Consider the following 19,486-nt stretch of genomic DNA (forward strand, 5'->3'; position numbering starts at 1 on the left):
CCGGCCACGTCGGCAGCCGCCGACCCTCCTGCCCCGCCCAGACGCGTGATGCCGCCGCCCGCTCCGCCCTGCCCGCCCTGCCCGCCCGGGCTGTTGAAGCCCCCGCCGCTACCGCCGGGGGCACCAGGGGGGAATCCTGGGTTCTGACCACCCGGGCCACCGGGAGCCGGTGCGGATCCGCCTCCGGCACCCAAGCCCGACGTTCCGGCCGCGCCACCGCCGCCTCCGGCGGCGACGACAAGACGGGAGTCCGTCGTGGTGAGGGGGACCGAGGAGAGCTCGAGCCGGACGTCACTCGCACCTCCGCCACCGCCGTTGGCGGTGCCGGCGTCGCCTCCGCCGTTCACCCCGCCACTGGCACCGGTCGCGTTGCCGCCAACGTTCAGGTACAGCGTGCGGTCCGCGTCGAGGACGGATTCGGGAACGTCGGCGCGGACGGTGGCTCCAGCACCGCCCGGGCCGCCTGGGCCACCGGGGCCGTTGGGAGCGGCGGCGCCCCTGCCGCCGGTCGCGACAACGGAGACCGAGGAGATGCCCACCGGTACGACGAAGGACTGGTCGAGCCCCGCGGCGAACGTGTACGTGCAGGTCTGGTTCGCGGAGGTATACGTCCCCGGGACACCGGACTGCGTGGGGCAGGGAGGGGCGGCGTATGCAGAGGGGACGGCAGACAGGGCCACGGGAAGAGCCGCGGCGATCGTGCACAAAGCGGCCACCCATGAGGACCGGCGGCCGGTTGTCGTGAAGTGCAGGGACTTCGCTGGCATGAGTCTCCCCTGATGCGTGCGACGTGAATTGCCCGGGTGCGGTAGATACGGCCCGGTCGGTCGCCGATCATTCCGAACCTCCACCGATGCGTGGCCTGTGACGCACAACAACAGCGCGAATTAAGCCATCCGGTCGTGATTGTCCCGCGGGCCTGCAGCCTGGGGCGGCTGCTGGCCAGGATCGACGCCCATGCTCCAGACCGGGCTGTCGGCGACTGGCTCGCCGGTCAGTTCGAACCCGCAGACGGACTGCGGGCCCTGTCTGTGGACGGCAAAGTCCCTGCGCGGCTCGCGCACCCACGATCGCGTCGCCGTCCACCTGCTTGCGGCGGTCCTGCACGGCGAGAAGACGGTAATCGCCCAGCGTCAGGTCGACTCCAAGAGCAACGAGATCACCGCGTTCCGGCCCCTGCTCGCCCCGTTGGAGCTGGTCGGCACAGTCGTCACGTTCGACGCGCTGCTGACGCAGACCGATCACGCCCGCTTCCTAGTCGAAGAGAAGAAGGCCCACTACATCGCCGTGGTCAAGGGCAACCACCCGACCCTGCAGACAGCACTGAAGAAGCTGCCCTGGCGGGACGTTCCCCTCCTGGACAAGACCCGTGAGGCAGGTCGCGGCCGGGACGAGATCCGCCGGCTGAAGACCGCTACCGTCGGCGGACTCACCTTCCCGCACGCGGTCCAGGCCCTCCAGATCGTGCGCCGACGCCGTGATGTCCGCACCGGCCAGGTGACGCTCGAACGCGCCTACGCCGTCACCGGCCTGCAAGCCGGGCAGGCCACCCCCGCCCAGCTCGCCGCCGCCGTCCGCGGGCCCTGGCAGATCGAGGGCCCTGCACCACATCCGCGACACCGCCTCCACGAAGACGCCTGCCGGGTGCGTACCGGAAACCGCTCCACGAGCCCTGGCCACCTTCCGCAACCTCGTGATAGCCCTGGCCCACCTTGTCGGCCGGACCAACCACGCCCAAGCCGTAGATCACTACCAGTCAGACCCGGACGACGCGCTCGACCTCATCACGCCCACCAGCTGAGAACGCTTCAGCCCTGAAACACCGCCGTCCAGACAAGGCACCTCCCGCGCCCCCGGACAACCACACGCGGCTCATCAGGTTCCGGCTCACCCGAGTGTGAGCACCACATTGGGATCGCCTCCAGAACACGTCACTGTAGGGCTCCCAGAGCAGCCGCCCCCGAACGTGTTGTACGACACCGTGACCTGATCACTTCCATCCGGCTTAACGTAAAAGTACAAATGTCCAGGGTTCTGCGGGTTGCTGAAATCGATGGTGTACTGCCAGGTCATCTGCCCTTTGTCAGGCAGGTCGTTGCCGCCACTGACAGGCGTGAGCGGTCCGTCCCAAGAGTTGAGAGTCAGGTCCAGGCCCGTTGAGTTGGTAACAGTAAATTGAGTCGATGCGGGTGCAGGGGAGGAGAGAGTGTGACCGCTTCCAGAAGTATTGCCATCTCCCGAATCTCGCCCGGCGACGTGATTGTTGTCGCCCTTCACCACGATCACAGTATTTCCCCCCGAGGGAGCGGGGTCGATGCTGGCGGATGCCTGGCCAGAGGCCATGCTAGCCAGCGTGAAGACCACAGCACCGAACCTGAGCAAGTACACAGCCCTGCGCTTCATTTGGTTCTCCTCCAGGAATAATTGGCTCTGCCGGTGCAGCATCCCGCAAAACCATGCACAGCAATGCTTCAACGCGTCCTTCGAGACTCGTTGCACCTGCATGGGTTTGGACTGTAGACCGCTCGGAGTAGCCACATCACGGCAGCCGCCGGCTCCGCTACCGAGGCACCATCAACAACAACTCCTGGCTTCACACCCGAGCCGCCGCCCTCAACCTCCGCCGCCTGATCAACCTCGGACTCACCCACACAGGCGGCACCTGGCACCTCGCACCGGCCATCACATAACCAGAGGGGCCGCCCGGCCCACGGCCGGACGACCCCTCAACAAGATCTTCATCAGTCTTCTAGCCGAGATTGAGCGGGTGGATGCCGGTCCCCTCGTACGCCTCCGGTGCGAGGGAAAGCGCGGTGACGGCTTCGCCGGATTTCGCGGCCTGCCACGCGACGGCTGCCGGATGTGTGACGGCCCAGTCGGTGCCGGCCAGGATGCCGCGTCCAGGGCGTGCTCCGCGGTGGACGGGACGTGCTCGGCGAACCGCAGCCGGGCGGCATGCGAGCCGGCACCGGCCACCGCGCGCTCAGCGGCACTGGCGGCGAGCTCCTCGAGGAGCTCGGTGATCGTCGTCCCGCGCTCCTGGGCCAGCAGGCGCAGCCGGTCGCGCGTTGCCTCGGTGGCCTTGATGCTCGTCGGCTTGCTGTCGCTCATACCATCGATTCGACCACCGGTAGAATCTCGACAGGCAAGAGCGCGTCAACCCTGATGTCCTCGCTGACCGGGTATCGCCGTCTCAACCACCGCTACGAACGCCATCCCCGCAACTACCTGGCCTTTTCGCCCCGTGCTGCTACAAGCGGACCATCAAGATCCACGTGTCTCGGTTGTCGAAAGTGTGAGGTCAGGGCCCGGCTGCGTCGGAACGTCGAGTGTGTCAACAGTCGAGGAGCCACGATCTATATGACGGATCGTTGTTCATGACGAGGCTGCTGCTGTACGGATTGCAGTCAGCGCACACACCTTGGGGATCTTGTGGCGCCAAAGGGCGGCAGCACCCCTCCATAATGCAAGTATCATTGTCAGTTTCTGCGTTCACCATGGTACCTCCCAAGATGCTTGACGGCTTGGCAGGTGCGCCGCCTTGCATTGGGTCGAGTATGGCAAGCCTGATCCTTGCTCGAAAGCAATGTACGGCGAGCCGTGTCATCGTCGTTTCGTGGCAACAATGGCCATTCGAGACCCACGCCAGAAGGCAATAGAAAATCGCCGGATGTTGCGCGACATCTCATGAAAGGCAGATCTGATGATCAACGAAACGCCAGATGTGAATCGACGGTCCCTCGACGCGGTGGACTCGGATCCGTCGATGCCTCCGCGTGTCCAGACCCGGTAAGGCCCGTTCAGCGAACCTCACACAGAGTCAGCGAAGCCCGGCTGTCGATCATGAAAACGGACGAAGGCCGAGAGACCTGCTACTGGAGCGGCGTGAGGACAGCGCCGATGCGAGGGAAGTAGACGTGAGTTATGCCTTCGTAGCCGGAGTCGGTGCCCACGACCAGCCAGAGTCGTCCCTTGGCGTCCGAGGTGGCACTAAGCGGCTTGTCAGCGTTGTTGAAGTGCTTGAGTTCGTAGGTGTCGTCCTCGAGGCCTGACGGCTTGATCAGGTTGCCGAGCACGACGGCGTCCCTGCCGTCCTCCGACTGGTCGCCGTGGTCGAAGTTCGCGCGTAGCAGGCCCGCCTCACGCACGGTTGCGGGCTGGGTGGAGACCGCGCCCGCCTTGACGTACACCGCTCCGCCTGGGTCACCACCGATGCCTATACCGCTGTAGGCATTGGTGGCAATGTCGAATTCGTAGTCGATGCGGTAGCTGGTGTTCGGCTTGATGCCGTGCTGCGGTCCGAGTTCCTTGGTCGCGAACATGGCAAGGTCGTCGCTGCGGTTGTGTCCGGTCAGGTGAAGCGCGCGGCCCATGGCGTCCAGTGGGGCGGGGATCTGGTCGAGGCCGTAGTGGAGCTCGAAGTCGTCCAGGGGGCTGTCGGCAGGCACGTCGGCGATGAACTGCTTCCAGCCTTGTTCCGAGTCGGTAAAGGCGTCGTCAATCAAGACGGGCTCGGCGGACTCCCGGTCGTACGAGCGCGTGACCGATGCCACGACATCGGCTCTCTGAGGGGTGGCGAGGCTGCCGTAGCGCACCTCGATGCGCTGCTGAGACCGGGCTGGGTAGGAGAACTTGACCTGCCGCCAGTCGTCGACCTCCGTCGCGGCCGTGTCACCGCTGAGCCAGAACGACCCGCTGACGCTCCGTTCCGACGGATCGTAAAGGAAGAAGACCTCCCCAGGCCGGCTGGAGACGTTCGGGGGGCCGTCCAGCGCAAGAACCCTGATGCTGCCAGCCTTGCTGGGGATAGTGGTCTCGATGAGGTGTTCCAGAATGTACTTCCTCTCCTGCACCACCCCCTGGCCGATGCTGCCGACACCGGCGCGGGCAGTGGAGGCGCCTGCCTGCGGCGGACCTGTCGCCGCGTCCGTCATGGGAGCCCACAGCAGCAGTGCGCCTGCAGTGGAAGCACCGACAAGTAATGCTGTCGTCTTCACGAATGTCTCAACTTTCCGAGAGTCCTGTTGCCGTCACGCGAGTCCTGAGGTCGCATCAGGAGGCTTCGGCACGAGAGAAGATCTTCCTGCGTCACGGGGCACAGCCGCCTCCCCCCGAAGGTCGAACACAGGGACTCCCCCATTTGGTATTGCCGAGGTTGAACTCGTGGTGTCGTCTGTGGGCAGGCCGGTCTCGGCGAGGCAGCCCTCCATGAGGCCGCTGGCCGCGGCCGTGGTAGCAGAGGGTGTGGCGGGAGTCGGCGGGGATGGTGTGCTCGATGGGGACCGGAACGCTTGTGGCCAGGTCCCGGTTGTTGGTGTCCTCGACGTTCCCGCAGATCGCCAGGACGGGCACTGCGCCGGGCTCGGCGTTGAAGTCGCAGGCCACGATGGCACGGGCGTCCGGGCCGCCCTTGAGGATCTGGTCGAGCAGACGGCGCACTTCAAGGGCCTGGCTCATGCGCTTCATCGACGACAGGAAGCTGCCCTCGGCCCAGTTGTCGGCCGTGTGCCAGATATCGCCCCGCTTCTCGGTCTCGACCTGGGTGGCCGCGGCTCGGTTCAGCAAGGCCAGCAGCGATCCCGTCTCCGACCCGCCGCTCTGCCGGGGTGCTGGCAGGTCTCCGCCGGCTGTGACGCGGCGGCCGGCTCCGGTGGGCAGAGAACGCGACCGCCTCCGGAGCAACCAGACGCTCGTGGATCAGCGCCCCCTTGGTCAGGATCTCCGCCCGCAGCATCGCGTCGATCAGCGGCGCGACCTCGTCCACCGCCCGCTGGCGCGGCTGACCGTTCGCAGAACCCCACCCGACAGGTACTCGGCGACCGTGCGACGGTTCATAGGCCCCGCCCGGCCGACCGGGCACTCGCCCCGGCGGTTCGGACTGACGGCTTTTTCGGCCCCGCCGACCCGGTCCCGGCCGACCGCCCCGCCACGGGGGTGGGTGAGACGCAGGTGGGTGGTCGTGGCCCAGTGCTGAAGCCCAGCCAGACCCAGCAACTCGGCGAGGCGGTCCGCAGGTCGCCGACCTCGTCGGCTCCGGAGGCCGAACGGCGCAACGGCCTACCCCGGATGCGCGCCGTTCGCATGCCGCGCGCATGGAGTGGCCCCCCGGTGGAACCCATCGTCCGTGGCCACCTCGGATCCGGTCGTTTCAGGTGCGGTGCGTAGGACAGCGCTCCGCGTTTTGCCACTCCTCGGCGCACTGGCGACGATGAACTTCCTCGACCGTGCCAACGTCGGCTTCGCCGCTCTCAGGATGAACGCCGACATCGGACTGAGCGCCACGGCGTTCGGGCTCGGCGCGGGCCTGTTCTTCATCGGCTACTTCTTCTTCGAGGTGCCCAGCAACCTCCTCCTCCACCGGGTCGGCGCCCGGCGCTGGATCGCACGCATTGCCCTGACCTGGGGCGTCATCGCCAGCGCTCAGGCTTTCATCGACAGCCCCGCCGCGTTCTTCACCGTGCGTTTCCTGCTCGGGGCCGCAGAGGCGGGCTTCTTCCCCGGAATGGTCCTGTATCTGACCTACTGGTTCCCCCGCCGCCACCGCGCCCGCATGATGTCGCTGCTGCTCCTTGCCCTGCCCACGGCCTCGGTCATCGGCGCCCCGGTCTCCACCCTGATCATGGAACACGGGCGGGGATTCCTCGGCTTCGATGCCGGCTGGCGCACCATGTTCTTCCTGGAGGGACTGCCTTCCATTCTGCTGGCCGTCGCCTGCTGGACCTTCCTGCCGGACCGGCCGCAGGACGCGAACTGGCTGGTCCCGGAGGAACGTCAGGCCCTGACAGCAACCATCGAGTCCGAAGACCGTGCACGGGTTCCCGACCCCCCTGGGCTGCGCCGCAGCCTTCGGGACGCCCGGGTCCTGCTCCTGTGCGCCGTGTACTTCGGCGTCGTGTACGGGCTCTATGCCCTGACCTTCTTCCTTCCGCAGGTCGTCGCAGGATTCGAGGACGGTTTCGGCGTGAAGCTGGGCCTCGTCGAGGTCGGCCTGGTTTCCGCCATCCCCTTTGCCTGTGGCGCAGTGGCCATGCTCTGGAACGCCCGGCACTCCGACCGGCAGGGGGAACGCGTGTGGCACCTGGCCGTCCCGTCCTTCGTCGGTGCCGTGGGCGTGGCGTGCTCGCTCTACCTGCAGTCGCCGTACTTGGCCATCATTGCGCTCTCCGTGTGCACGGCTGGGGTGCTCGCTGCCCTCCCGGTGTTCTGGCAAGTGCCGGCAGGCTTTCTCGGCGGGGTCGGCGCGGCCGCCGGCATCGCCCTCATCAACTCCTGCGGCAACCTGAGCGGATTCGTGGCGCCCTTCGTCACCGGCTGGCTCAGGGACGCCACGGGCGACTTCCGTGCCGGCATGTGGGCAGTTGCCGCATGCATGGCACTTGCGGCGGTGCTCACGGTCGCGTTCCGACGACTCCTCGTCGAAGGTGGCGTTGAACCTGGGGACCCGTCGTGACCCGTGGGGTCTGTCAGTCGAATCGAACGGTGTAACGAGGGGGTTCGGGGTTACTGGCGTGCTGCGGAGAGTCGGCCGTCGAAGGTGATGTCGAAGGCGTTGAGGGCGGTCTTCCAGCGCATGGTCCAGCGGGCCTGGCCCTTGCCAGTGGGTTCTTGATCTCGGAGTGCTTGGCGCCCTCGCCGCCATCGCCGGCCCACAGCCCCAGGATGTCGCGCCGGCCTTCGGCCGTGACGGCCAGGGCCACGTAGATCGGCCGGTGGGCGACGGCGCCGTCGCCGATCTTCACGTGGATCGCGTCGATGAAGACCACCGGATAGACAGGGTCCAGGGGCCGGTTCTGCCACTCGGCCATGCCGTCCATGACCTTGTCGGTGATCGTGGAGATCGTCTGCCGGGAGACCTCGGCGCCATAGACCTCGGCCAGATGGGCCTGGACTTCGCCGGTCGTCAGACCCTTCGCAGAAAGGGAGATGACCACCTCGTCCACGCCGGTGAGGCGCTTCTGTCGCTTCCTGACGATCCTCGGCTCGAAGGATCCGTCCCGGTCGCGGGGCACGGATATCTCCACTGGTCCGACGTCCGTCAGCACGGTCTTCGCACGAGTTCCGTTGCGGGAGTTGCCGCCGTTCTTCCCGCCGGATCGTGCTTGTCATAGCCGAGGTGATCGGTGATCTCGCCCTCCAGGGCGGACTCCAGCAGCGCTTCGTCAGCTACTGCAGCAGCCCGCCCTCGCCGGTCAGCTGCAGGCCCTCTGCCTGAGCACGGGACACCAACTCGTCGATCAGCCGGTCGTCCACCGCCCTCGCCGGCTGCGGCTCGGCCGCCTTGCTGATCTCGGCCTCGGTCACGTTCTCACTGGTCATCGGTGCATCCTCCATGAAGCTGGTCCATGCTTCCCTCGGGCAGGTCGGTGGGGGAAGGCGATCCACTCGTCGTGCAGACGACGAAGGCGGTCAGGTCGTCCTTCGCCTCCAGCAGCATCTCCTTGACCTTGGGGGAACTGCTGGCCGAGCATGTCGGCGACGGTGTCGGGCTGGGCCCGGACCGCGTCGGCTGTGGACTGGGCGAAGATTGTGCGGATCGTCGCGGCGACCATCTCGCCCGCTTCCTTGCTGATCACGCTGAACACATTGCGCAGGAAGTGAACCCTGCAGCGCTGGCAGGCGGCTCCGAGCATGACCTTGCGGATGGCCTTGACCGTGGTCGCCGATGACGAGGCGGACCCCGCTCAGTCCGCGTTCGCTGTCGCCGACCATCACTCCCAGCATTTCCCGGCCGCCCTCCTCGGTGATGCCGGTGGCGATGACCACGGCCCGGGAGACGATCTGGTGCTCGACCCTCGCCTTGCAGTAGGTCGCATCCAGATACACGTACGGGAAGCGGACGGGGTCCAGGGGCCGGCTGCGGAACGCGGTCAGCTGGCCGTCCAGGTCCTGGCAGATCCGCGACACCTCGCTCTTGGAGACCCCGGTGTCCGCGCCGAGGGCCTTGAGCAGGTCGTCGACCGACCGGGTGGACACGCCGTGGACGTACGCCTGCATGATCACCGCCTATAAGGCCTGGTCGACGCGGCGGCGCCGTTCCAGAAGCGCGGGGAAGAAGCTTCCCGACCGCAGTTTGGGGATCGCAAGGTCCAGGTCGCCGGCCTGGGCGGCCGTTGCGAAGCGCGGTGCGTCTCGGTGTGCTCGTTCCATTCCGCGCCGCGCGCCGATCCTCGCGGTGGCCTCGGCCTCGATCAGCTCCTGGAGCATCCGCTCGGCCACACCCCGTTCGAGCTCCAGCCCGTCCCCCGAGCGTAGTGACTCCAGCAACCGGAGTAGGTCATGCTGCGACAGGGCCACCCTGCACCTCCCGCGTTGAACTGCCCGTTCACTACGGAGAGTTGCACGGTGGCCCGTCCTCTGGCAGGGAGCGGAAGACACGTCAGCACGCGCCCCCGGCGCACTCCCTCACCTTGATCGGCTACACCACGACAAGGGACACCATCGTGCCATGAGGCGTGCCTCTTCTCTTGTCCAACCTTGTAGGGAAATCCGGGAGGCGAGTGATTTCGTGGAGTCGACAGGTTTCGACGATCTGAGAACGCCGACCGCACCAGAGATACGTGAGTGGAAAATTCATGGAAACTGCCTACATCGCTTCGCACGGGCTGGGAATCAGCAACAGGTACTTCGTCACCCCCAAGGACGTGACGCTTTATTTCTACGGAAAGCCGGCGACGTACACGATGCGAACGAACGGTATCGGAGTCCTGAGCGTCGGCGGGTTCAAGGCGGTCAAGGCAAGTCATGTGATTCCGCCCGAAACGAGAACCAAGAACCTGGACATGACTGGCTTCGACTCCCTGGGCAACCTCCACCACCTTGCGGTCGCTGGATCCAGCCAGATGGACGGCGCCCTGTACATGGTGGGCTTGGAGGTCAAGCCGGAATTCAGTTCGCGTGGGCGCCTCACCCTGGACGGTCTTCCCGAATCGAACCTGGAGAACATGGTAAATGAACTCCTGAGCCGGAACCCCAGTCTCACAACGATGCACTTCCTGGCCTGCCAGCCGTATTCGGGCAGGGACGGATTCACCGTGGCATTGGGCGGGATCGAGGAGCACACTCTCGAGGACGAGCAGAGGCGCGGCGCCGATAACCGTTACAATTTCTCCAAGGAAGACAGGCGGTTTATTCCGGAGATGCTGAGGAAGGCGGACCAGGAACAGGATTCCGTGTACGAGCGCGATCGCCTCAGGAAGTACGAGGCCCTTCCTCAGGTCACGAAGTCGGCGTTGAGCGGCATCATGCTGGACAGGCAGGCCAAGGAGTACACCGACTTCGGCCCGGCTTGGGGTCACCTCACCAACCCCAAGCAATGGGAGTCCCACAAGAGCGCGTGGATGTTCATGCCGCGGGAACTGTGGGATCCCGCACTGGTGCTGCCCGGCACCGTGAACCAGGCCATAGAGAACGAGACGTGGCGGTGGGCGTTCTGGCTCTACGCGCACACCTTCCTGAAGAGCGGGACCGACAAGGCACGGGTGGATCTGCTCATCATGTCGCAGAACTGGCTCGATCCGAGTAACAAGGTCAATTTCGCCACCGAAGGCGGGGCTTTCCTTACCTGCGACGAGACCACCGACGCCGAACTGGTGGCCTTCGCCCTGGGACAGCGAGCCGTCCAGCCCGACGTCAACCCCGCCCTGGTCGCGGGAATCGAGGAGCACGGTGCACGATGCGCAATGCTGCGCCTCATTCCACACTGCAGCGGCTCCACCATCGGGAACCATCTCTTCGGTCTGGCCCCAGGCGATCTGGAGTGGATCGTCGCCGAGGGTCGGAACAAGCATCCGAATCCCAGTGCTCCCGACGCCACCGAGGACTATGTGAACCATCTGGCCACCCGGGGGGACGTGAACGAAGTCCTCGCCTCGATGTCCACGCTGGCGCTCGAACTCGCCGAGGTCCAGAGAAAGGCGCAGCGGGACGCAGTACACACCCTGCAGGTGGTGCTCGGTGGTCTTCTGCAGCCCGTGTGGGACAAGTTCCGCGCCCGACGCCAGGCCATGGTCGAACAGGCAACATCAGCCAACACCTGATGCAGGGCTGATTCACCAGGGCGGAGTCGTTCCGACCCCGAGGAGGACCTTTGGTAGAGCTCGGCCCGCGGAAGCCTGCGAGTCGGGTTCTACCGGTGGTAGAATCGATGGTATGAGCGACAGCAAGCCGACGAGCATCAAGGCCACCGAGGCAACGCGCGACCGGCTGCGCCTGCTGGCCCAGGAGCACGGGACGACGATCACCGAGCTCCTCGAGGAGCTCGCCGCCAGTCGGCTGACCCGGGCCGAGCAGGAGCAGCGGGCCCGCGCTGCGGCGGCCGAGCTCGGGCTGGAGTACACCGAGCAGGTGCAGCAGGCCGGGCAATCCGCCTGGGACAAGATCCGCGCCCACCAGAGCCGCGCCGCCGCGTGAGCCTGACCGCCGTCTTCGACCACACCGCGCTGATCAGCCTGTATCGGGCCGATCCGTTCTTCACCGGTCTCTACATCGAGTCCTCGCGCGGCGCCGGCAGGGTCCTGGTCCCGGCCCTGTCCACGCTGGCCGCTGAGCGCGCGGTGGCCGGTGCCGGCTCGCATGCCGCCCGGCTGCGGTTCGCCGAGCACGTCCCGTTCACCGCGGAGCACGCCCTGGACGCGGCATCCTGGCCCGGCACCGACTGGGCCGTCACACATCCGGCAGCCGTCGCGTGGCAGGCCGCGAAATCCGGCGAAGCCGTCACCGTGCTTTCCCTCGAACCGGAGGCGTACGAGGGGACCGGCATCCACCCGCTCAATCCCAGCTAGTCACCGGCTCCATCCGTCCGGACCTCGGCTCCTCGGCCTGGTTCGCCGCTCTCGCAAGCGCTCAGTGGGCCTCCGCAGCGAAGGTGGGCAGAGCACCGAACTTGTGCAGGCTCACCGTGACGGTCACGTCTCGGAACCCCCGTGAGTGAATCCACTCAAGGTAGTGTCCCAAGTCTGCGGCCAGGACGCGGATGTTGTCCCAGCGGACGGGCGATGTCGGATCGTAAGCGAACACGTTGTAGATCAATTCAGGTCCTCTTCGTAGCCTGAAGGCGTTGGGCGACGACGTGATCGTCTGGATGCCGGCGGGCCCTCCGCCACGAGGCAGAAGGCCCGCCGGAGTCGGCTACTGGGGCTGCGGGCATTCCTTCCAGGCCATGTGATAGACGGTGCTGACGCTGCCGTCGGTCGAATCCATGGTCATGAAGCTGGTCTGGGTCAGCGGGTTGGAGGTCCCGGCGTTTACCCGGAGCTCGGTGTTGATGTTGAAGTTGCGCTTCTCCCCGCAGGGCGCCCAGATCAACTCGCTGTACTCGGTCTCGTCCGTGGCCTGCCAGTTGTCGTCGTACGGCCCGTCGAACCGGTGCGAGCGCTGGGACGTCTGCGGCATGCCCTGGAAGTAGTAGCCCGCGCGTTCCATCGCGTTCGCACCCGGTTGCAGGAACGCGTATCCGCGGTAGTCCGCCTTCACAATGGCGTAGGTGAATCCGCCGGGTACGTGGGCGCGCAGGCTGAGCTGGCAGTTCTTGCGGAAGTCCGTGGCCGGTGAGCCGGGTCCGATCCGCGCGAGGTAGTCGCTGTAGGTCACAGTGAACGCCGTGTTGTCGGAGGCCACGTCCACCGTCGTGGTGCCTTCCGGACAGCCGGAGCCGTTGACCGTCGCCAGCTCTATGACGATCTTGTCGGGCGGGGCGGGGAGCGTCGTTTTGCCGGCAGTGCTGCCGTGCGCCGGGGTTGCCAGGGCCAGGAGGAGCGCGGCGGCGGCGCCGCCGGTCAAGGCATGCTTCATCTTCGACCTTTCCAGGTGTGTATGAGGGGCAGGCTGTGACGGGCTGGGAGCGGTGGTCAGCCGGCCGGGCATTCCTTCCACTCCAGGTGGTACTTCGTGCTGACGCTTCCGTCGGTCGAGTCCATGGTCATGAAGCTCACGGCTTGGGGGTTGGAGGTTCCGGCGGAGACACGCAGTTCGGTGTTGACGTTGAGGGTGCGCTCTTCGCCGCAGGGCGCCCAGACCAGGCTCGCGTAGTCGGTTTCGTCGCTGGCCTGCCAGTTGTCGACCAGCGGGCCGGCGAAGCCGTGCGTGCTTCGGGTGGTCTGGGACGAGCCCTGGAAGTAGTAGCTCGCGCGCTGCAGGGCGGAGGCTCCGCGCTGGAGGTAGGCGAAGCCGCGGTAGTCGGCGCGGGCGATCGCGTAGGTGAAGCCCTGCGGCACGTGGACCTTGAGGCCGAGCTGGCAGTTCTTGCGGGAGTCGATCGGGTTCGAGCCGCCGCCGGCCTGCGCGAGGTAGTCGCTGTACGTGACAGTGAAGGCCGTGTTGTCCTCGGCGGCAGCCACCGATGCGGTGCCCTGCGGGCAGCCGGAACCGTTGACGGTCTCGACCTCGACGGTGATCTGCCCCGGCGGGGTCGGGACCGGCTGGGCGTGCGCCGGGATCGCGCCCAGAACCGATGCCAGGGCGAACGCTCCGCCTAACAGAACACGACGCATGGCCATGATGCCTCCTCGTTTCGGGGGTACGGCCGGAGATCCGACCGATTGGCGGGGCCATGACAGCACGCCCGTGAAGGTGATGTGAAGGCAAGCGGAGTGAGCACTCCGCCTCTGCGACTGATGCAGGCCATCGTGCACGGCGGCCGTTCGCCCACCCGCTTGTCGGCGTCGCGCCAGGTCGAGCCGCCGTGCGCCCCGCACCGGCCGGCAGGAGCACCTGAAAAACAAACTGTTCGAACGACCGAAAAGCATCACAGGGCTCCAGGAGGAGCACTTGTCATGGACTTGCAGCTTGCGGCAACCTCAGCCGCCAGGGCACTGCGGGCCTTCGTGGAGAGCGGGCAGGGCTTGACCCTGCCCCATGGCGGTCCGCCGGAAGGGGGCCGACGGACCGTCATGGGGAGGTGGTCACAGCTCGGATCACATGCAGAGGTTCAGCGAGAGGGCCTCCAGTCGCAGGCTCCTCCCCGTCGTGCCCAAGGCGATGGTCGTGCCCGCGACGGGGGCCATCCAGCCCACGTTCTGCACGTGCCCGCGCCCGGCGATGCCGCCCGCTCCGACCCGGATCTCGACAGCTTCCAGCCGCAGGCTCCGCCCGACGGTGCCGACTTCGGCCTGTTGTCCGTCCGTCACGTGCTGCCAGGGCTGCCACCCCAGGTTCTGGACATGCGCACGGATCCACAGATCCCCGGCGCCCCGCATCGACAGGCGCAGGGCCTCGATCGACTTGCTCATCCCCGTGGTGCCGGCCTCGGTGCCGTTGGAGCCCTTGAACCCCTGCCAGCCGATGTCCGCGACATGCGCCTGGTACGTGATGTCCTTGGCGGGGTCCATGCGCGTGGTGCAGGCGTCGAAGCGTCCTGGCACGTGGTCCCGGGACGCCTGCCAGGTGCGGAGGTAGCCGTCGGCGCCCCGCATCAACTCGTCCACCACGTCCTGGCCGCCGGTGACACGGATGTCCTCGATCCAGTCCGGCACGAGGCCGTAGTGGGCGCCGCCGCCGTCGGTGTTGACGTCCCACACGCGGCTTCCGGTGACCTGCCTGTCGAGCACGGACCCACCGTCGGGGCTGCGGAAGGGGTAGCGAACCGGGTTCCCGGCCGCCGCCCGTGGTCCGGGAAGCCAGGCGAACCCGTTCATGTCGGTGCCGATGCCGTATCCGGCGCCGTACTTGGCCCGCATCGCCGCGTGCTTGCGAGCCTCCGCGGCGAAGGACGGGGCCTCGTACATGTGCCCGGCGATGAAGCCGCCGAGCCGGTAGACGCGTTCGGTCCAGTTCTCGTCCATCCAGCCGTGGGTGGACAGGACGCCCGCGTACCGCTCGGCCTCCATCACGCGCAGGGTCTGGCCGGCGGCCTTGACGCTCATATGGTCGATTTCGAGCATCATGCCGCGTTTGATCATGCCCCGCACGGCATGCTCGCCCAGCGCGGTCAGCCCTCGACGGTTGCACTGCCCCTGAGCCTGCAGCGCGGAGCCGTACTGCGGCAGTTCGACGCCTGCGGGCAGGGCCGCCTGGATCCGGTCCCGCGCCTGCTCCTCATCGGTGCCGCCCGACTCGACGACCGCCCCGTCGTGACCGTGGTCACCGGCCATCGCGGGGGCGAGGCCGAAGCCGATCGGATTGTCCTGTTCCGGGCCGGTGCAGGGCTCCGTGCTCCAGAACGTGCCGGTGGAGAGGAACTGGCCGGCGTTGATGGCCATGCCCGTGGTGCCGGTGTCGAACCGGACGCCGCACAGGGCGTTGTCGAACTTGTGGCACAGGTACATGCTGCGCACGCCGAGCCCGTGCAGCTCGTCCAGCCCGCGTTCGATGTCGGCCGCCGAGCACTGCGCCCGGTCGAAGACCTGTTTGCAGCCGAAGGGCTCGGATGTCTCGACGCCGAGCACGACGGCGAGCTTGCCCTGTCGGATCACTTCGCGGGCCTGGGCGGGGTCGGTGACGACCCGGAACCAACCGCGGCCGGGGCCGCCGTACATGCGGTCGACGAAGTCCTGGAGCTCGTAGGTCTTCCGGATCTGGAGCCGGATCGCGGTCATCTCGTCGCAGCCGCGGTCCTTGAAGAAGTACAGCGAGCAGATGACCCCGTTGGTGACCATGTCGTTGACGAGCACGCGCTGCCCAGCCCGCCAGGCCCGCTCCACCCAGGCGTAATAGGTCTGCTGGTGGGTGGCGGAGTCGTGGGCCGGCCAGTCCCCGAAAGTGGGCCAGCCGGTGGGGTCGTGCCTGCCGTCGCCTCCCTTGGTGATCATGTCGAAGAGGGCGAGGATGCCGTTCGGGTAGTGCTCGGGGCAGTCCTTGAGGGCGTCTGCGGCACCTGCGGGAGAGAAGGGCCTACCGCAGACCAGCCGCCCGCCGAAGCCTTCGTTGGACATGAGGTGGACGTGCGCGTCGACCCAGCCGCGGACTCGCCCCTGCGTGTCGGTCCCGGTGAACGGCTCACCGGTCACGTTGACCTGGGAGTCGGGAGCCGGCCGAGCCACCGGATCCCACCAGGCGCCCGCTGCGGCCACGGAGCCGCCGTCGGCGGCAGCTCCGGCCGCAGGCCCCATCGTCAGGGCCATCAGCGCGAACGCCAGGCCGTACAGCAGGCCGCGTCTCCGCCTGAGGCCTCTTCGTCGTTTCATTCCACACACCTTTCATGTGATGTACATGACAATCCGCAGGCTGGAAGACGTCCGCCCAGGTGTCAACGAGACCGACATGGGCTCGCGGAAGTCGGCCGAAAGGCGGCGCTCTGCGGGCCGGCGGGACAGGGCGGGCGGAGGGATCCCCCTGGGGCAACTCGCGCCGGCCGCCCCGCCTCTCTTTTCGTTACATAAAGGTAAAATGGCATGATGCTTAAGCATTTCGATCATGTCACCGTGGCAGTGAGCGATCCTGCCGCAGCCATCGAATTCTTCGGCCTGCTCGGCTTCGAGCAGGACAAGGACGTGGTGATCAAAGGCCCGGAAATGGACCGCTACATGGGCATTGACGACCTTGAGGCTCGGCACGTCACGTTGGTGCTCAAAGACTCGGCTCCGCGGCTGGAGGTACAGCTCCTGCACTTCCTCCAGCCGACGGTGGAAACCGCGAGCGACGCGGCCAGGCTCGACCGCATGGGCTTCAACCACATCTGCTTCGCGGTCTCCGACATCGACGCCCTGATCTCCAGAGTCACGGCCGCCGGTGTGCGCGTACGCAGTCAGCCGATGACCTTCCACGACCGCAAGCTCGTGTTCCTGGAGGGCCCCGACGGGATCACCATCGAGCTCGCCGAGTGGTCGTAGCGAGCCCCCTCGGGCAAGGGCTTCTCCCACAACGGCCAGACCACCGATCGGAGGGCAGGGCCGGCCCGCCCAAGGGTCCGACCGGGGGATGAGGACGGCAAAACATTCGAGGCAGCCTGTCGGAGCAGATCTTTTGATCATCTCCGGAGGAATTCATGCGCTCGAAGAAGCACAGGTGGGGCATATCCGCTGTGCTGGCCACCGTCAGCACCCTGGGGGTGGCCGTCCCGGCGAGCACCGCCACTGCCTCGCCCTCCTCGCCGGCCACGAGGAATGTGGAGTGCAGCTCTTCGACAGCTGAGGGAAAGAGGTTGGCTGCGAAACTCTCCGAGGACATATCGGGTGCCCTGAAGGACAGGAAGAACGCGGTCTCCGCGTCGCTCTACGACCGGGAGCAGGACCTCACGTGTTCCCTGGACGCGCACAGGACGTACGACTCCGCCAGCGTGGCCAAGCCGATCGTGCTGGGAGCTCTCCTGCTGAGCACGCGAGGCCACGGCGGTTTGACCGAGGCAGACAAGGAGCTGGCACGAGCGATGATCGTGAGCTCTGACAACGATGCCACCACCGCGCTGTGGGCCCAGCTGTCGCAGAACGGGGACAAGACCAAGCCGGTCCAGGTCCGGAAGTTCCTCAACGCCGCCGGGATGAAGGAAACGGTCCTGGACAAGGATGGTTCGTGGGGCCTGACCCAGATCACCTCCGCCGACCAGGCTCGGCTGTTGCGGGCGCTCACCACCCGGAACGACACGGACAGTCCGCTCACCGCAGATGAACGGGCATACGCGCTGTCGCTGATGCACGACGTAGAGGCGGACCAGCGCTGGGGGACCCCGGCCGGCACTCCGGCGGGAGTCGACGTCCACGTCAAGAACGGTTGGCTGCAGCGCTCCCTGACCGGCCCCGACGATCCGTTCGACCGTGGTGACTGGAAGGTCAACAGCATGGGCGCCTTCCAGGGCGCGGGTCGCGACTACGGTCTGGTGGTCCTGACCGAGGACAACCAGAACCGGACGATTGACGACCCCGCGGGGTGGTACTACGGCATCGACACCATCGAGGCGGTCGCCAAGGCCGTACACCGGGACCTCAACCCGCACGCAGCCGACGAGGCTGCGTTCCAGCCGCAACGTCCCCACCCCGACGACGCGTAGGGTTGGTGGGGCGCCGGGGGAAGGGGAAGACGACACCCCCACGCGTCTGTGGGGGGTGACGGCCCTGCGGTCGCGACCGTACGCGGTTCTGCTCGCCTCAGCCCTGGCAGCACGGCACCGTCGCCTGCATACTGGGAGCACGCTTACGCGTACAGGTGCAGGGGCCCCGACAATCCCGTCGGGGCCTTACTGCTGCGTGCGGCTAGGCGACGGCGTGGAGGCCGCCGCTTCCCGGTTTGGGAGGCCGGCGATTGTAGTCCGGCACGATGATGGGCGGCAGCGCGTCTGCGGCCGCGAGGGTGCCGAGCCGGCTCTTGAGCTCTCCCTCGGAGTCGTAGCCGGCGATCGCGGGGTTGAGCGCGTAGCGGTGTCCGCGCCCGTTTCCGGAGCGCAGTACGAGGCCTCGTTCGACGAGGAGGGCCATCGCCCGACTCATCGAGGCCTGGCCCACGCCGAGGATCTCATCGATCTCCGCCTGCTTGAGATCGACCGTTCCGCCGGATTCGGAGTGTTTGACCATCACGGACAACACGTTGATGGCCGTAGGGGTGAGCTCAAGTTGGTGGAGCATCCCGAGCAGTCCGGTGGTTGTCATCAGCATCGCGGCCTCCGATCAGCAGATCTCGGTCTTGGCGAAGAGTGTGAGGATCTCCCCCAACTCGTCCGGGAACTTCGACTCAAGCTTCGCAGCCCGCAGCTTGGCGAGGAAATCGGCTTGCTCATCGCCGTTCCCGTTGAAGGCAACCCGCGGGTTGAGTTCGTAGACACCCCGCTTCACCTTACGGATCAGGTTCATGTCGCACAGCTGGTTGAGCGGTGCGCCGACGCTGGTCCGCTGGACGCCCAGCTCCTGGGCGATCTCGGCGTGGGTGGACTGGATCTTGCCCTTCTTCTGCCGGCCGATCAGGTTGGAGAGGATCGCGCCTTGCAGGGTGGTGATGATGTGGTGTGTCAGGCAGTACGGGAGTACACGGCGCAGGAAGTAGTTGCTGACGAGGGAGTAGCCCTCTTCGCCGAGAAAGTCGTGGGGGGCCCTGCGGTAGACGGTGGCCCTGACCTCGTGGACGGGTCCGGCACCGAACTGCTCGGCGATCATGCGGGCCAGGTCGTTGGGTTGGCCCGCACCCGCAGGTTTCAGGTGCGGGCGCTCAACGGGCGTTGGCCCTCTGCTGTTTCGACTCCGTAGCGGGCGGGCGGCTTCAGCCATCTCTTGATCCTTTCGCGTACAGGTGCCGAGCACTGTACGGCAAAAGTTGTCAACAGGCGCATGTTACGCGCCGCGTTCTTGCGGATGGACGCAAGTTTGTGTCGGTGGCGGCCGTCACCCCCGGCTGCCGTGGGGCACCCGCAGCCCGCCATGCCTTCGATGTGGCCACAAGGCGCCGCCAGACCAGGAAAGTTGCTACTGGACGCAAGTTTTGCGACCGTCTCCAGACAATCTTGTGGATAGACGCAAGTTTCGCTGTCGAATGTGGGCCACGGCCGACATCAGACAGGGCCTAATGTCGGTGGCCACCGACACTTGCTTTTGGAAACCTGCAGGTCAGAGGGCCTTTTCGTGCGCCGCCC

General features: G+C 66.7%; 17 protein-coding genes and 2 pseudogenes. 7 read left to right on the forward strand and 12 right to left on the reverse strand.

Annotated features, from left to right (window positions below):
* Window positions 1-957: 957 nt before the first annotated feature.
* Window positions 958-1,818, forward strand: coding sequence for an ISAs1 family transposase (locus tag ACIF6F_RS32825; protein WP_399955505.1), 861 nt, complete (start codon window positions 958-960; stop codon window positions 1,816-1,818).
* A gap of 69 nt (window positions 1,819-1,887) precedes the next feature.
* Here ACIF6F_RS32825 and ACIF6F_RS32830 read toward each other — a convergent pair whose 3' ends face one another.
* The 4 genes from ACIF6F_RS32830 to ACIF6F_RS32845 form a co-directional block, all read right to left on the reverse strand.
* A complete protein-coding gene (locus tag ACIF6F_RS32830; protein WP_399955508.1) occupies window positions 1,888-2,505 on the reverse strand; it encodes a hypothetical protein in 618 nt (205 codons plus the stop codon).
* Between the two features lie 177 nt (window positions 2,506-2,682).
* Window positions 2,683-3,111, reverse strand: a complete 429-nt coding sequence (locus tag ACIF6F_RS32835) for a hypothetical protein (protein WP_399955718.1) — start codon at window positions 3,109-3,111, stop codon at window positions 2,683-2,685.
* A gap of 761 nt (window positions 3,112-3,872) precedes the next feature.
* Window positions 3,873-4,997, reverse strand: coding sequence for a hypothetical protein (locus ACIF6F_RS32840; protein WP_399955511.1), 1,125 nt, complete (start codon window positions 4,995-4,997; stop codon window positions 3,873-3,875).
* A 91-nt stretch (window positions 4,998-5,088) separates the two neighbouring features.
* Window positions 5,089-5,565: a hypothetical protein gene (locus tag ACIF6F_RS32845; RefSeq protein ID WP_399955514.1), complete on the reverse strand. Its 477-nt coding sequence runs from the start codon at window positions 5,563-5,565 to the stop codon at window positions 5,089-5,091.
* A gap of 643 nt (window positions 5,566-6,208) precedes the next feature.
* Here ACIF6F_RS32845 and ACIF6F_RS32850 point away from each other — a divergent pair.
* The gene (locus tag ACIF6F_RS32850) at window positions 6,209-7,450 is read left to right on the forward strand and encodes an MFS transporter (RefSeq protein WP_399955519.1); all 1,242 of its coding nucleotides are present in this window, start codon (window positions 6,209-6,211) and stop codon (window positions 7,448-7,450) included.
* A gap of 151 nt (window positions 7,451-7,601) precedes the next feature.
* On the opposite strand, the pseudogene ACIF6F_RS32855 reads toward ACIF6F_RS32850, so the two are convergent.
* Both ACIF6F_RS32855 and ACIF6F_RS32860 read right to left on the reverse strand, forming a co-directional pair.
* Window positions 7,602-8,331, reverse strand: a pseudogene (locus ACIF6F_RS32855) (transposase); the annotation flags it as partial.
* A gap of 67 nt (window positions 8,332-8,398) precedes the next feature.
* Window positions 8,399-9,294, reverse strand: a pseudogene (locus ACIF6F_RS32860) (IS256 family transposase); the annotation flags it as partial.
* 278 nt (window positions 9,295-9,572) lie between these two features.
* Between ACIF6F_RS32860 and ACIF6F_RS32865 the strand changes: the two are divergent.
* The 3 genes from ACIF6F_RS32865 (at window position 9,573) to ACIF6F_RS32875 (ending at window position 11,780) form a co-directional block, all read left to right on the forward strand.
* Window positions 9,573-11,036: a hypothetical protein gene (locus tag ACIF6F_RS32865; protein WP_399955523.1), complete on the forward strand. Its 1,464-nt coding sequence runs from the start codon at window positions 9,573-9,575 to the stop codon at window positions 11,034-11,036.
* A gap of 112 nt (window positions 11,037-11,148) precedes the next feature.
* On the forward strand, window positions 11,149-11,409 hold the full coding sequence (locus ACIF6F_RS32870) for a hypothetical protein (RefSeq protein ID WP_399955526.1): 261 nt from the start codon (window positions 11,149-11,151) through the stop codon (window positions 11,407-11,409).
* Entirely contained in the window at window positions 11,406-11,780 is a 375-nt protein-coding gene (locus tag ACIF6F_RS32875) for a hypothetical protein (RefSeq protein WP_399955528.1), read from the forward strand. The genes ACIF6F_RS32870 and ACIF6F_RS32875 overlap by 4 nt, the downstream gene beginning before the upstream one ends.
* A 61-nt stretch (window positions 11,781-11,841) precedes the next feature.
* Here the strand turns inward: ACIF6F_RS32875 and ACIF6F_RS32880 are convergent, their stop codons facing one another.
* From ACIF6F_RS32880 to ACIF6F_RS32895, 4 genes are all read right to left on the reverse strand, one after another.
* Window positions 11,842-12,027, reverse strand: a complete 186-nt coding sequence (locus ACIF6F_RS32880) for a hypothetical protein (protein WP_399955530.1) — start codon at window positions 12,025-12,027, stop codon at window positions 11,842-11,844.
* A gap of 99 nt (window positions 12,028-12,126) precedes the next feature.
* The gene (locus ACIF6F_RS32885; RefSeq protein WP_399955533.1) at window positions 12,127-12,789 is read right to left on the reverse strand and encodes a DUF4360 domain-containing protein; all 663 of its coding nucleotides are present in this window, start codon (window positions 12,787-12,789) and stop codon (window positions 12,127-12,129) included.
* A gap of 56 nt (window positions 12,790-12,845) precedes the next feature.
* Window positions 12,846-13,493 carry a DUF4360 domain-containing protein gene (locus ACIF6F_RS32890; RefSeq protein WP_399955536.1) on the reverse strand — a complete coding sequence of 216 codons (648 nt, stop codon included), beginning with the start codon at window positions 13,491-13,493 and terminating at the stop codon, window positions 12,846-12,848.
* Window positions 13,494-13,910: 417 nt separating this feature from the next.
* Window positions 13,911-16,118, reverse strand: coding sequence for a hypothetical protein (locus ACIF6F_RS32895; RefSeq protein WP_399955539.1), 2,208 nt, complete (start codon window positions 16,116-16,118; stop codon window positions 13,911-13,913).
* A 210-nt stretch (window positions 16,119-16,328) separates the two neighbouring features.
* Between ACIF6F_RS32895 and ACIF6F_RS32900 the strand changes: the two genes are divergently transcribed.
* A complete protein-coding gene (locus tag ACIF6F_RS32900) occupies window positions 16,329-16,763 on the forward strand; it encodes a VOC family protein (RefSeq protein WP_399955542.1) in 435 nt (144 codons plus the stop codon).
* Between the two features lie 311 nt (window positions 16,764-17,074).
* Entirely contained in the window at window positions 17,075-17,917 is an 843-nt protein-coding gene (locus ACIF6F_RS32905; RefSeq protein ID WP_399955546.1) for a serine hydrolase, read from the forward strand.
* 202 nt (window positions 17,918-18,119) lie between these two features.
* Here ACIF6F_RS32905 and ACIF6F_RS32910 read toward each other — a convergent pair whose 3' ends face one another.
* Together ACIF6F_RS32910 and ACIF6F_RS32915 are read right to left on the reverse strand one after the other, a co-directional pair.
* Window positions 18,120-18,518: a hypothetical protein gene (locus ACIF6F_RS32910; protein ID WP_399955549.1), complete on the reverse strand. Its 399-nt coding sequence runs from the start codon at window positions 18,516-18,518 to the stop codon at window positions 18,120-18,122.
* 12 nt (window positions 18,519-18,530) lie between these two features.
* A complete protein-coding gene (locus ACIF6F_RS32915) occupies window positions 18,531-19,124 on the reverse strand; it encodes a replication/maintenance protein RepL (RefSeq protein WP_399955552.1) in 594 nt (197 codons plus the stop codon).
* Window positions 19,125-19,486 lie beyond the last annotated feature (362 nt).

The organism is Streptomyces sp. NPDC086023, assembly GCF_044540325.1.
Taxonomy (GTDB): Bacteria; Actinomycetota; Actinomycetes; order Streptomycetales; family Streptomycetaceae; genus Streptomyces.

Coding starts and splice junctions, on each gene's coding strand:
- ACIF6F_RS32825 (WP_399955505.1), top strand. CDS start 958: ATGCTCCAGACCGGGCTGTCGGCGACTGGCTCGCCGGTCAGTTCGAAC.
- ACIF6F_RS32830 (WP_399955508.1), bottom strand. CDS start 2,505: ATGCAGGTGCAACGAGTCTCGAAGGACGCGTTGAAGCATTGCTGTGCA.
- ACIF6F_RS32835 (WP_399955718.1), bottom strand. CDS start 3,111: ATGAGCGACAGCAAGCCGACGAGCATCAAGGCCACCGAGGCAACGCGC.
- ACIF6F_RS32850 (WP_399955519.1), top strand. CDS start 6,209: ATGAACTTCCTCGACCGTGCCAACGTCGGCTTCGCCGCTCTCAGGATG.
- ACIF6F_RS32865 (WP_399955523.1), top strand. CDS start 9,573: ATGGAAACTGCCTACATCGCTTCGCACGGGCTGGGAATCAGCAACAGG.
- ACIF6F_RS32870 (WP_399955526.1), top strand. CDS start 11,149: ATGAGCGACAGCAAGCCGACGAGCATCAAGGCCACCGAGGCAACGCGC.
- ACIF6F_RS32885 (WP_399955533.1), bottom strand. CDS start 12,789: ATGAAGCATGCCTTGACCGGCGGCGCCGCCGCCGCGCTCCTCCTGGCC.
- ACIF6F_RS32890 (WP_399955536.1), bottom strand. CDS start 13,493: ATGGCCATGCGTCGTGTTCTGTTAGGCGGAGCGTTCGCCCTGGCATCG.
- ACIF6F_RS32895 (WP_399955539.1), bottom strand. CDS start 16,118: ATGAAACGACGAAGAGGCCTCAGGCGGAGACGCGGCCTGCTGTACGGC.
- ACIF6F_RS32900 (WP_399955542.1), top strand. CDS start 16,329: ATGCTTAAGCATTTCGATCATGTCACCGTGGCAGTGAGCGATCCTGCC.
- ACIF6F_RS32910 (WP_399955549.1), bottom strand. CDS start 18,518: ATGCTGATGACAACCACCGGACTGCTCGGGATGCTCCACCAACTTGAG.
- ACIF6F_RS32915 (WP_399955552.1), bottom strand. CDS start 19,124: ATGGCTGAAGCCGCCCGCCCGCTACGGAGTCGAAACAGCAGAGGGCCA.